12 protein-coding genes are annotated in these 10,420 nt (G+C 68.7%); 6 read left to right on the forward strand and 6 right to left on the reverse strand.

Translation table 11 applies throughout. The features are described from left to right. Positions 1–585 precede the first annotated feature (585 nt). Positions 586–1,260, forward strand: coding sequence for a response regulator transcription factor (locus ABZX75_RS33465; RefSeq protein ID WP_355417755.1), 675 nt, complete (start codon positions 586–588; stop codon positions 1,258–1,260). On the opposite strand, the gene ABZX75_RS33470 is transcribed toward ABZX75_RS33465, so the two are convergent. Continuing rightward, positions 1,257–2,444 carry a histidine kinase gene (locus ABZX75_RS33470; protein WP_355417758.1) on the reverse strand — a complete coding sequence of 396 codons (1,188 nt, stop codon included), beginning with the start codon at positions 2,442–2,444 and terminating at the stop codon, positions 1,257–1,259. The two genes, ABZX75_RS33465 and ABZX75_RS33470, sit on opposite strands and share 4 nt — an antisense overlap. A gap of 345 nt (positions 2,445–2,789) precedes the next feature. On the opposite strand from ABZX75_RS33470, the gene ABZX75_RS33475 reads away from it, so the two are divergent. The 4 genes from ABZX75_RS33475 to ABZX75_RS33490 all read left to right on the forward strand — a co-directional run bounded on the left by ABZX75_RS33475 (position 2,790) and on the right by ABZX75_RS33490 (position 5,062). Next, positions 2,790–3,326 (forward strand): hypothetical protein, encoded by a 537-nt coding sequence (locus ABZX75_RS33475; protein WP_355417761.1) that lies wholly within the window; start codon positions 2,790–2,792, stop codon positions 3,324–3,326. A gap of 172 nt (positions 3,327–3,498) precedes the next feature. Further along, positions 3,499–3,888, forward strand: a complete 390-nt coding sequence (locus tag ABZX75_RS33480) for a hypothetical protein (protein ID WP_355417763.1) — start codon at positions 3,499–3,501, stop codon at positions 3,886–3,888. A gap of 132 nt (positions 3,889–4,020) precedes the next feature. Next, positions 4,021–4,401, forward strand: a complete 381-nt coding sequence (locus ABZX75_RS33485) for a hypothetical protein (protein WP_355417766.1) — start codon at positions 4,021–4,023, stop codon at positions 4,399–4,401. Between the two features lie 124 nt (positions 4,402–4,525). Further along, entirely contained in the window at positions 4,526–5,062 is a 537-nt protein-coding gene (locus ABZX75_RS33490) for a hypothetical protein (protein WP_355417769.1), read from the forward strand. A 105-nt stretch (positions 5,063–5,167) separates the two neighbouring features. Here the strand turns inward: ABZX75_RS33490 and ABZX75_RS33495 are convergent, their stop codons facing one another. Both ABZX75_RS33495 and ABZX75_RS33500 read right to left on the reverse strand, forming a co-directional pair. Then, positions 5,168–5,611 (reverse strand): VCBS repeat-containing protein, encoded by a 444-nt coding sequence (locus tag ABZX75_RS33495; protein WP_355417772.1) that lies wholly within the window; start codon positions 5,609–5,611, stop codon positions 5,168–5,170. Positions 5,612–6,188: 577 nt separating this feature from the next. Continuing rightward, the gene (locus tag ABZX75_RS33500; RefSeq protein ID WP_355417775.1) at positions 6,189–7,178 is read right to left on the reverse strand and encodes a Rid family hydrolase; all 990 of its coding nucleotides are present in this window, start codon (positions 7,176–7,178) and stop codon (positions 6,189–6,191) included. 62 nt (positions 7,179–7,240) lie between these two features. Here ABZX75_RS33500 and ABZX75_RS33505 point away from each other — a divergent pair, with 62 nt between their 5' ends. Further along, positions 7,241–8,266, forward strand: coding sequence for a YafY family protein (locus tag ABZX75_RS33505; RefSeq protein WP_355417778.1), 1,026 nt, complete (start codon positions 7,241–7,243; stop codon positions 8,264–8,266). On the opposite strand, the gene ABZX75_RS33510 is transcribed toward ABZX75_RS33505, so the two are convergent. The 3 genes from ABZX75_RS33510 to ABZX75_RS33520 all read right to left on the reverse strand — a co-directional run bounded on the left by ABZX75_RS33510 (position 8,261) and on the right by ABZX75_RS33520 (position 9,927). After that, entirely contained in the window at positions 8,261–8,443 is a 183-nt protein-coding gene (locus ABZX75_RS33510) for a hypothetical protein (protein WP_355417781.1), read from the reverse strand. The genes ABZX75_RS33505 and ABZX75_RS33510 overlap by 6 nt on opposite strands. An 84-nt stretch (positions 8,444–8,527) precedes the next feature. Further along, a complete protein-coding gene (locus ABZX75_RS33515) occupies positions 8,528–9,226 on the reverse strand; it encodes a DUF4232 domain-containing protein (protein WP_355417784.1) in 699 nt (232 codons plus the stop codon). Positions 9,227–9,297: 71 nt separating this feature from the next. Further along, positions 9,298–9,927, reverse strand: a complete 630-nt coding sequence (locus ABZX75_RS33520; protein WP_355417787.1) for a hypothetical protein — start codon at positions 9,925–9,927, stop codon at positions 9,298–9,300. Positions 9,928–10,420 lie beyond the last annotated feature (493 nt).

Here is a 10,420-nt window from a genome sequence, read left to right on the forward strand (position 1 = left end):
CCGACGGGCCGCCGTACGGACAGGCCGACGGTGACGCGAGGGCGCTGCTGCAAGTCACCAGTGTGGCCACCACGGCGCACGAGGCGGGAGGCGGGTCCTGAAGGACGTCTGCCCTGCTGTTGCGCCGCAGGCGTCGCAGGAGTCCCAGGGGCCCCAGCGGCCTCCTCGGCCAGCGGTAGGAACGTTCGCGGGGGTGATCGCCGCCCCCCGACGATGGTGTGGGAGCTCTGCGCCGACTGGGCGAGGGAACTCCGTATGGGCGAGAGGTCAGCGGCGCCGGGGCCGTGTGGCTCGGCGCCGGGGGAGGAGGTCTGTGCGGTTCAGGCCCTCAGAGCGCCGAAGGCCGTCTTGCAGCAGGGGGGCATCGGCCGACGAAGCCGGGAAGGCCGCGTCGAGCCGTCGGAGTGGGTTCCGCCGGTGACGGTTCCCAGGCGGTCACTTCCGGCGCCTCAAGGACGCCTCCTCGACACGCCGCGCGCGACAGAAGGAACCGGACCCCGGCCGTCGTACAACAGAGGGGCCTCGCCGTGAGGCGGCCCGGCCGTAACCCGGTCGCGTTGGGTGTCCCAGGGAGTGAGCGCGCGCATGTCCATCAGCGTGGTGATTGCCGATGACCAGGAATTGGTGCGCACGGGCTTCAAGATGATCCTGGACAACAGCCCCGGGATCGAGGTGCTCGCCGACGTCACGGACGGGGAGGAAGCACTGGAGGCCACCCGCCGGCTCCGCCCCGATGTGCTGCTGGCCGACATCCGCATGCCGGGCCTCGACGGCCTCGAAGTCACACGTCTCCTCTGCAAGGACGGGGCATCCGGCCAGGAGGACGCCTGGCGCCCCCAGGTCGTCATCATCACCACCTTCGACGACGACGAATACGTGCAGACCGCCCTGCGCAACGGTGCCAGCGGCTTCCTGCTCAAAGACGCCAGCCCCGCCCTGCTGGTGGAGGCGGTACGCGCTGCCGCGGCTGGGGACTCGCTCATCTCGCCGGCCATCACCGTGCGGCTGCTCAACGACATGGCTGCCCGAGGAAGCCTGGGGTCGGGTGCACGCTCGCCCCGCGAGGGGCTCACCGAGCGGGAGAAGGAGGTGGTACTCCTGACGGCCCAGGGACGTACGAACGCGGAGATCGCCGCCGAACTCCATTTGTCTGTGTCGTCGATCAAAGCGCACCTGGCTCGCGTACAGACCAAGCTGGATGCCCGCAACCGCGTCGAAGTGGCGCTGTGGGCCTGGGAGAGCGGTCTGACCCGAGGTTAAGTGTGGGGCGCCCGTTCGCCACTGACGCTGGAGGGGAACGGGAGCCAAGCTCTGACCTGCCAGCCGCCTGACGGCAGGGGACCGGCGTCGAGCCGGCCCCCCATGGCGGCCGCGCGTTCCTTCATCCCCTCGATGCCGAACCCGCCGCCCCGGGCGCGTTCGGGGAGCGCCGCAGCCTGGTGTCCATTGTCTGTCACCCGCAGTTCCAAGCCGGTGGCAACGGATTGCAGAGTGATACCCACCCGGGTGGCGTCGGTAGCGTGTTTGCGGATGTTGGTGAGGGCTTCGCGGACCAGGCGGTGCACGCCCGTGGCCACATCGGCCGGCAGCCGGGATTCCAGTTCCGGCTGGATGGCGACCTCGACGGCTCGGCCCTCCGAAGAGAACGCGGAGGCCATCTCTCTCACCTCCCGGAGGCCGGCCGCGGGCGTCCGGGCCGCCCCCTTCGCAGGCTCCGACCGACGCATCACGGTCACCAGACGCCTCATGGCGCTCAGAGCCTCCTCCGCTTCCTGCCCGATGCGTTCCAGAACCGCATCGGTGGCCTGGGCATCCAGCGGCGCGAAGCGGGCGCCTTTCGTCTGCACGAGGATGCCTGTCACGTGGTGGGCCACCACGTCGTGTAGTTCGCGGGCGAGCGCGCGTCGTTCGGCCGAGCGCAGCGCGTCCAGATCCCGTACCCGCTGCTCGGACTGGGCCCGCAGCAGGAGGGAGAATGCCGCGACGACCATCGTGATCAGGGAAAAGGCGAGAGTCCATTCTTCCGGGTTCACGTCACGCGCAGGCACCGCCACGCTTGCAACGGCCAGGGCAGGGCCCAGGACCAAGGCGGCTTTGGCCGACCCCCGCCACAGGACCCCCGCCAAAAGCAGGAGCAGGCCGGTGATCTCCCCGATGCCGGTCACGGGAATCGGATTGTCGTCCGTCACCAGAATCAGCGTGACGGTCCACGAGACGCCAGCCGCGATACCGCCCCGCACGGTCAGGGAAATCCGCTCCACGGGGACAGCGCACGCGCAGACGATCACGGCGGACGCCACGACCAGGACAGTCCGCGCGGGCGGCAGGTGCTCCAGCAGCAGGGCGTCGAAAGCCGTCAGACCCAGGAGGAGTGCCGCCACGGTGAGCTTGACCGTGACGGGCCACGGCGGGCAGCCCCGAATCCAGCGCATCAGCACGCTCATCAACCCGCCAGCCCAAGACCGCCACGAGGCAGCCTGTGTGCCGCCGCCGCCCCGCTTCGCAGACGTCTATTCCGTGAACCCATACGTACGGGATATCGCATCCGGACGCCCCCTCCGGGCTGGCTGGGCACGGAGCGCGATATGCCGACCTCATTGGCCGAGCGTGCCCCCCCCCGCCGACGCGGAGCCCGTGCCACCTGTCGCTCATCGCTATGGGACTTTTGGGTACATGGCTTTCTGTCCCTTAGGTCGATGAAATGCCCCCCTTGAATCCGTAGCGTTGAGGGTGTTGCAGGAAAGGAAAACAAGAGCCTTTCCGCTCACGACACGAGACGGAGAATACCCATGCGCCAGATGTCCACTCGCCGCTCTTTTCGCAGCGCTGCGGTCGCCCTCGGAGCCCTGGTCGCTCTGGGCGGCCCGAGCGGGGCCGCCGTCGCCCACTCCCTGACGCCGGCCAGCGCCGTCACAGCCTCAGCCGACGCCGCCTCGATGCAGCAGCGGAAGCTGGTCAAGACCCAGCGCCTGTTCGATGGCTCGGTTGCCAAGATCTACAAGGTCGGTGACCGCTACGAGGCGAACATCTTCTTCCACGGCAAGAAGATCGCCACCATGAGCTCCAGGACCACCGTCTTCAGGCATCACGGCGTGAACTACAGCTTCCACCCCTACAAGGGCAGCGTATGGGCCGAGAAGGGCAAGCCCCGTCCCGGTGAGCCCATCAATCCGGCTCCGGACCCGACGCCCGACGACGTGGTGCCGCCGGTTCCGGCTCCGGACCCGACGCCCGACGACGTGGTATCGCCCGTTCCGAACCCCGCCCCCGACCAGCCGGACACCGATGACTCTGCTGACTCTGCGCCGCTGCCTACGGACAACTGAGCGGCAGCGCTTCGACCGTCCGGTCGGTTGGCTGTGACCAGGGAAGATGCGCCCGGTGTCACCCGTATGGGCTACACCGCAAGGGTTGCTCCGTATGGGTGGACCTACGGTCGAAGAGACGTGTGCCGGCTTTCCGCGGCGCATGAGCAAACCGCTGAGGAGGGAGACCGATGTGGGCTTCATCAGGAAAGCCGTCGTAGTCGTAGCAGGTGGCGTGGTGCTGGCGGGACTGACCGCCCCGGCCGGGGCTGCCGGCAGTGAGGATTCCGCGCCCGGTCGCCGGGTCACGGCCAGCCCGTCGGCCGAGCCGTGGGTGTACTGCGGTGTCGGGTGGGATGGCGGGCTGGCGGTCCATGTGCGAGAGAAGTCCGCCTGTCCCACCGCTTTGAAGGTGGCGAAGGCGTTCTACGCGGCGTCGCAGAAGACGCCGGAGACCGTGCCCGTGACCGTGAGAGTCGACGGGGTGCCTTGGAAGTGCGAGAGCCGCGAGGGGTCCCCCAACCCGTACATCGCATGCGTCAACCAGAACAACCGAAGCGAACAGTTCCAGCTGAACTCCTGACCGGCAGAGAGCAGACGTTCCATTCCTGGCCTCGCCGCGGGCCGGCGTGACGCGATGAGCGGATCCCGTACCTCCATGTCGGCCCGCGTCCAGCATTCCACCCCGAGAAGCCCCGAGAAGAGGAGCTCTGTGATGCGTACACCGCCCCTGCACCTGGCGGCCGCCGCCCTGCTGGGCACCGCCCTCGCCGCCGCACCCGCCGTCACCGCAGCCGCGGCCCCCTCACCGACGCCTTCCCCCAAGTACACGGTCGGGGAGGTCGCACCGCCGGGCGTCGGCGCTCTGCCGTCCTGCGGAGTCGGATACGGCCTCGTGGTCATCGACCAGGACCAGGCCATCCTCATCGCCGGCAGCGGAAACTTTGTCAACGAGATCCTGCAGCGAGGTCAGACGGTCAAGGATTCCCGTGACGGCACACTCACCTTCAATCGAGACGGGAAGAGCATCACCTACAACGACTACGAGCATCACGGAGGCAAACGCGTCACCGAAGTCTGCAAGCCCCACAAGTAGGCGACCCGCCCCATGGGTTTGCCTCCGTCGGCAGTGAACTGAGGGCCCTCCGACCGCTGTTAGGGTGACGTGTGCCCGTCAATGCGGGCCCTCTCACTCACTGACACTTCAACGGGGGTTGAACGTGAAGCTTCGCCATGTCCGCGCGGTCGCCGTGTTCGGCGTCGCACTGGTAGCACTCACCGGAGCCCGTGGCTCCAACGGCGGCAGCTGCGGCGGCAGCAGCAGCGGCAGCAGCCACGGCTCCGATTCCAGCTCCAGCAGCTCCAGCGGGGGCGGTACCACCGGTGGCAGCCACGACAACGACAGCACCAGCGGCAGCTCGGGCGGTGCCTCCGTCCCCGGCGGTTCCAGCAGCAGCAACAAGGCCGAGCGTGACATCAAGATCGACGCGTGCAAGCTGGACGACGCGGGCAAGAACCTGGTCGCCAGGCTCACCGTCACCAACAGCGGCTCACTGGACTACACGTACAACATCAGCATGAAGTTCCGCGGGGACGCCGCTTCGAGCGCGAACCCTGCCCTGGCCAACGTGACCGGCCTCACCGTCAAGGCGGGCGCGTCCCGGCAGGCCGAGGCCACGACGACTTACACCGGCAAGGGCGACGGCAGCGAGTACAAGGAATGCGTCGTCGTCAGCGCGACGAAGAAAGCCCTCTGACGCATCGCGTCACTTCGACGCGGAGGTGGCGAAAGGCCCCGCACCGGTCACGGTGCGGGGCCTTCCGGCTCACCGGCACGGCAGATCAGCTCTGCCGGCGCGGGGTCACCAGGTGCCGGGCAGGGTCTGCCAGCTCAGGAAGCCGTTCTCGAAGCCTCCGTCGGTACGGCCCTTGAAGGTGAACGCCCCGGTCGAGCCGTTGTGGTAGGTGTACATGGTCAGGACATCGTCACGGCCGTCCCCGTTGTAGTCGCCCGTGGTGAACTTCGTGCTCGCGTACGGCCACTGCTCCTTGGTCCGCGTCCAGGACTTGACCGGAGCGGCGAAGCCGCCGTTGGCCTGCGCTTGGAAGGTGAACATCGCCACGCCGCCGCCCGTGTAGCCGTACAGCGCGAGGATGTCGTCGCGGCCGTCGCCCTTGGTGTCGCCCACGCGGAAGGTGGCGTGGAAGATCCACCAGTTCCCGTCGGCCACCTTCCAACTGGCCGCGGCCGCGTTGAAGGTTCCGTCGGCCTTGGCCGGTCCAGGTGTGCAGTCCGGCCTCGCCACTGCCGTAGTCGTAGACCATGGCGATGTCCGAGCGCTTGTCGCCGTTGAAGTCGCCGGTGACCCACTTGGAGCGGGCGTAGGAGAAGCCGCCCTAGCCGCTGGTCCAGCGCGCGTCGGCGTCGGTCCAGAGGTCCCCATCCTGCCACTGCCGCCCTGGTAGCCGAGCCGAAATGACACCGAACGGGGAGCCCTGCCGGGCACCGTCCGGCAGGGCTCCCTGCGTGTCCGTGCGCTGCTTGGGTGGAGCTGGCGGGCCTGAGCCCGGAGGTCCCGGTGGAGGAGCAGCTGGCCGCGCTCGTGCAGGCGCTGGACACGGCGTGCGCACGGGGCGGCTGCCCGGGCCCGCCACGCCGCCGCGATCACGACCGGCGCGGCCGACGCAGCGGACCGGCTCGCGGCCACGGCCACCGCCGCGGCGCGCGGCGCACACAAGGCGGCGACCGAAGCGGTCACCCACGCCCGGGCGGCGGCCAATGCCGCCGTCTACGCCGCCGACGCCCAGCAGTCGGCCTAATCCGCGCGGGCAGGCCGATCTGCTGCCGGGGACGTCTCCGCAGTCCCGGTCCGTGGGTTCGTCCTATTCGGGAAGGATCGCTACCGCGTCGATCTCCACGAGCGCGCCTGGGCGAGCGTGTCCTGCGGTGGAAACCACCGTGATGGCTGTGCGGTGATCGCCCCACACCGATCGCGACGCCGCGTATCCCAGCTGTGCGTCGACCCCATTGACGAGGTAGATGTTGAGTTTGGCGACATGCTCCGGACCGGTACCCGCGGCAGCAAGCACAGTCAGCACGTTTCGCATGGCCTGAGTGGTCTGCGCCTCAATACCGTCGAGCAGGTTTCCGGTGCTGTCGGTGCCGAGCTGACCACCGACATAGAGCGTCCGCGCAGCGGGTGCGATCACGCCCTGCGTGAAGGCAGGGTTGCTGTGGAGTCCTTCGGGGTCGAGGTGTGTCGTCTTCGCGGTCATGTTTGCGGTCATGAGTCTCTCCCGAGAGGCGCCAGGTTTCGTGTGCAGGTAGAGGTCGCGCAGCAGGCAGACCTCGGACAGGTGGTGGATCAGCTCGCGGTGGATGTGCAGCACCAGATCGGCCATGGGCATCTCGGGGAAGGGCTCCTTCGCGCCGACCGGGACCCGGAGCCCGGCGTCGCCGAGGCCGCGCACCCCGGCCAGCCAAACGTCGAGTTGGGTCTCGAGCTGGTCGAGTGCGGTGGCCGCGCTGCCGGCGTACTCCCAGGTCTCGTACGACGCCGCCGGCGCGTCGAAGTGCGCCGCGTTGCGCGCCGCGAGCACGCCGACGATGACATGACCGAGTCGCCAGGCGATCGTGGTGAAGGCCGCGGGGACCGGTTGGGGGGAGGCGTAGTCCATCGTGAAGTCCCCGGCACCGAGCCGCACGGGCGCCGTCGAGCTGCCGCGCGGCCGCACGCTCCAGGCGTCCGGCACCGGCGACCAGAAGTACTCGTCGTCGGCGAGGCCCGCGAGGCGGGCTCGGAGCTGATGGTTCCAGTGGAACTCCCACTGCTCGCGCAGCGTCCGGTTCCAGTCGAGTTCGTCTGCGTCCATGGAGCCACCCTGACACCTCTAGCGGACAGGATCGGTCCGCTATCTCTGGCAGGGTGGGCGACATGGACGTGGCGAGCGGTGACGAACGGGGTACGACGGAGCGGGTGCTCACCCTGCTCGGGCTGCTGCAGCAGCGCCAGGTCTGGACCGGCCCCGAGCTCGCCGACCGGCTCGGGGTCACGCCGCGCACGGTACGGCGTGACGTCGAGCGGCTGCGCGCCCTCGGCTATCCGGTGCACGCCAGCCAGGGTGTCGGCGGCGGCTACCGGCTCGGCCCGGGGCAGGACCTGCCGCCGCTGCTTCTCGACGACGAGGAGGCGATCGCCACCGTGGTCTCGCTGCTCGCCGGCGCGGGTGGCGCGGTCGCTGGCGCAGGCGAGGCCGCACTCCGGGCGCTGACCAAGCTCGACCAGGTGCTGCCCACCCGGTTGCGGCACGAGGTGCGCGCGCTCTCCGGGTCGGTGGAGTCCTTCGGCGGAGGCCGCACGCCGGTCGACCCCGAGGTGCTCATGACGCTGGCCCGAGCCTGCCGCGACCAGGTCGAGGCCGGCTTCGACTACCCACCCCCAGGCGTCGTCCGCGAGGTGCCCCCAGGGAGCGAGGTACGACGGCGACGGGTCGAGCCCTACCGGCTGGTCGCCTCCGACCGGCGCTGGTACCTCCTCGCCTACGACCTCGATCGCGACGACTGGCGCAGCTTCCGCGTCGACCGGATGACCGAGGTGTCCGGACGGGCCTGGCGCTTCCGCCCGCGCGCGCCGCCCGACGCGGCGACGTATGTGCAGGAGGGCGTGGCGAGTCGGGTTTACCCGCACCAGGCCCGCTTCCTCGTGCACGCGTCGGCCGACACGGTGCGCGCGCAGATCTCGGCGTCGGCAGCCGTCGTACGACGGCGAGGGAACGAACTCTGCGAGGTGCTCAGTGGCGCCGCCAGCCTCGACGTCGTGCTCATGCACGTACTCCTGCTGGGACACGACTTCGAGGTACTCGACCCTCCCGAGCTCGGAAGGCGCTGCCGCGAGCTGGCGGAGAGACTGTTGTCGGCCGGTGCGACGATCTCCCGGGCGCCGGACATGGAAGAGTCATGAGCCGCGACCACGCCAGCGCCGACTGAGCGCCTCTGTCGGCTCTGCCGCCTCTGCCGCCTCTGCCGCCTTAAAGCCGAGCGCGTCGACCCGCTCCTCGGCTTCGTCATGCGCCGGACCGACCGTGCCGACGACGCCGCAGACATCGTCCTCGGTCAGCAGCGACTGGGCCCGGCGCACGACCCGCAGACGGGGTGGCTGGTGCTGTGCCCGGTCTGCGGGCCCACTTCTTCGCGTCGGCCATGGCACTCGCCGGCCGGCACGTCAGCTGATGGGGCTGACGTAGTTGCCGGGATGGGAGGCGGCTTCCTGCTGGCTGACCGCTCCCCACTTCCAGGGAAGGGTCTTGGCGGGCGACGACATGGCGGGCAGGGTGATGACCGCCTTGTCGGGGCGGATGATCTTGTTGCCGTACTTTCCGGTATCGCTGAGGAATGTGATGGTGAACTTGGCGGTCCCGCCGGGGGAGAGCGTCACGTTGTGAGCGGTCTCCTCCTGCTCGAACATGGTCTCGCTCTGGCTGCCCCGGGTCAGCACGACGTCGGGGATGCCCTTGATCGTGCACGCATGGTGGCCTGTGTTCTTCAGCTGAACGACCGCCGTCTCCTGTTGGTCGCCGCTACCGCCCGGCTTGGCGCTTCCCCCGGCCCCCCAGGACAGGGCGATGTCGGACGCCTTGCACGCAGCTGTGGCGGTGTGGCGGGGGGTGCTGGTGGCTGCGGCCGGGACGGCCACGGCCACGGCCACGGAGGTCACCAGTGCCCCGGTTACCGCGGCCAAGAGCTTGTGATGATTGCGTTGCAGCATGTCTTCCTCCAAAGCGATGAGTGCGGTGATGAACGAGCGCGCAGCATGCACGTTGACCGTGTACTGCGCAGGAGCCGTTCCCAGACCTCTTCTGGTCGCGGCGCCTGGGTGTTCTTCGCGCTCGTCCGGGTGCTGAGCGGGGGTGTCGATACTCAACGACGAAACGCGCGGGCGAAACGCGCGGCGGCTGAAGGCGCCGGGATCCTGGGCCCGTTCCCTTTCGCTGGCTAGGGGCCGGGGGCGGGCGGGTGCGTCGTGCTGCCGAGCGGCCGGCCGGTGCGGACGTCCTTGATCCAGTAGAACGGGTCCCCGCCCTGGGTCTTGTAGAACAACCGTCGGCCGTCGAAGTGCAGGTAGATGCCCTCGTTGTAGGTCTTGCCGGGCCGTAGGGCCTTATCGCAGAGGTACGGGACGCCATGCTTGACGTCGACTGTCATCCCTGCGCCGATGTCTAGGACAGTGGTACCCGGGGTTTTGTTGGTGAGCCTGGTTCCCAGGGGCTTGCACACCTTGGACGTCTTGTGCGTGCCTTCGGTGCGAGTGATCGTCTTTCCGTCACGATGGAACTTCCAGGTGTAGCCGTCATCTCCTTCGGAGACGCTGCCAGGCTTCAGTACCGCCGTGATCAGGTCCTGACTCGATTCGACGATGAGGGCTCGCTGGTGGTCGACGACCGCGAACGCGTTGCCGTACCGGCATGCGGGTCGCTGTTCATGGGCGTCAGAGACGAATCCTTCCCCTACGTGGTATGTCTGGGCTGCGGCGGCCGGCGCTGCGATGGGGCCTGCGGCAGCCAGTCCCGCACCGACGGCGACGGCCAGGACACGGGCGGGCAAAGAACCGGGCAGCGTAGGCATCGGGGCCTCCGAAAGAACGGGTTTTTCGTACATCCCCAGCCTAGAAAAGGGGGCCCGCACACCGGCATCGGCTGAATGGCCACCATGCTCCGGCCCGAACGGCCGAGAGCAGAACAAGGATGAGGGCTCACTCGGCTGCCGGGTGATGACCGCCGCGTTGTATCCCGCTGTGCTGCTCGGATCGTCGGTTGGTCCTGGCTAGCTGCGCGAAGGCTTCCAGGCCCTTCTGGAAGTGCCACCGCTCCCGTTCGAGGTCGATTACCTCATCGTCGAACACGCGGAAATCTATGTCGGGTGGAGTAGACATTGGGTGGTGGGGTGGTTATGGTTTCTCTCGTAGCCCAGAGAGACAGCAGGGCCTGGCAGAGACGAACTGCCGGGCAGCAGTACCGCAGTTAACGCAGTGGCAGTACCCGTAGTAAGTGCAGTTCGCAGTACCAGCAGTGAAGTCAGTGAGCGGTACCTCGGTGAAGGCGTCGGCTGCGGGCGCGCG

Origin of the sequence: Streptomyces sp. NPDC003038, from assembly GCF_040611115.1 — a bacterium.
In the GTDB taxonomy this organism is placed as follows: Bacteria; Actinomycetota; Actinomycetes; order Streptomycetales; family Streptomycetaceae; genus Streptomyces.